Below are 1157 nucleotides of genomic sequence, written 5' to 3' on the forward strand. Positions count from 1 at the left end.
CCGGTCGCCACCCCCAGCCGCCAGTCGTCCGCTACCGCCGAGTCCAGCCCCACCAGCACCCCGTAGGTCGAGGCCTGATAGCCCGTGGCGTTGGCGTCGCCCGACGCGTGGTCCCACGCCCCCAGCAGCTGCGCCCAGGCCCCGCCTTCGTCCGCCTTGATGGCCGATGAGCTCGCCAGCCCTTCCGCCTGACGCAGACGCCCGTTCAGCGCCTCACGCAGGTAGCGGCTGTCGTTCACCAGCGCCGACGCGATATCCGCATGGATTTGCCCCGACAGCTGACGGAACGCCTGCCGCGCCTCGCCCACCGTGCCGCTGTTGAGCAGGGTCTCATACACCGGGTTGCCCGCCGCCAGCGCATCCGCCGCTGCCGCCACCGCCCGTTCGTTCGGCGTCTGCGCCACGCTGGCGAAGCTCGTGCCATTGCGCCCGACGCTCAGCGTCACCCCGGTCGGCTGGTAGCTCAGCCCGGTGCCGAGGAACAGGTAGTTCGGCGCCACCGCGTCAAACTGCCCGCTCACCCCCTGCTGCGCGCTCAGGATGGTGTACTGCTGGCCCAGCAGGCTGCGCACCTCGCTTTGCGTCAGCAGGTTGGGGCTGTTCTCCAGCGTCACCGCCACCTCGCCGCCGCCGATCGTCGCCGCTCCGCTGCTCTGGATCCGATCGCTCTGGCCGTTCGGCCCCACTTCCACCGCGTAGCGCGACCCCGGTTCGAAGCTGACGTTGCCCGCCACGTTCAGGGTGCCGATCGAGTTGCCCGGCGCTACGGTGCCGCCATTACGGGCGGTCAGCGAACCGACCGTGCCGCTGCCGCCGACGATGCCGCCGCTCTGTACGCTGACGGCCGAGGTGACCGAACCGTTGACTGCCAGCCGCCCCTGATTGACCAGCGTCGGGCCGGCATAGGTGTTGTTACCCGTCAGCACCAGCGTGCCGATGCCCTGCTTGGTCAGGCCGCCGTGGCCGGAGATGTCGTTGCTCCAGAAGTCCAGGCCGCAAAGCGTATCACTGCAAACGCGCTCGGTCGGTTTACCCTTGTCCAGCACCGCGCCGACGCCCGGCAGATCCACCACGAACTGGGTCGGGCCGTAGGCCACCCCCGCCGGATCCGGGATGCGGAACTCCGCAGGAATATCTTCGACGGTCACCAACATGCC

Annotated in this window: 1 protein-coding gene; it reads right to left on the reverse strand. The window is 69.6% G+C overall.

From position 1 onward, the window contains the following. On the reverse strand, positions 1-1157 hold a 1157-nt coding region (locus tag M6G53_RS24865), incomplete at both ends, for an autotransporter outer membrane beta-barrel domain-containing protein (protein ID WP_253335213.1).

It is taken from the genome of Serratia nevei (assembly GCF_024160145.1).
Lineage (GTDB): Bacteria > Pseudomonadota > Gammaproteobacteria > Enterobacterales > Enterobacteriaceae > Serratia > Serratia nevei_A.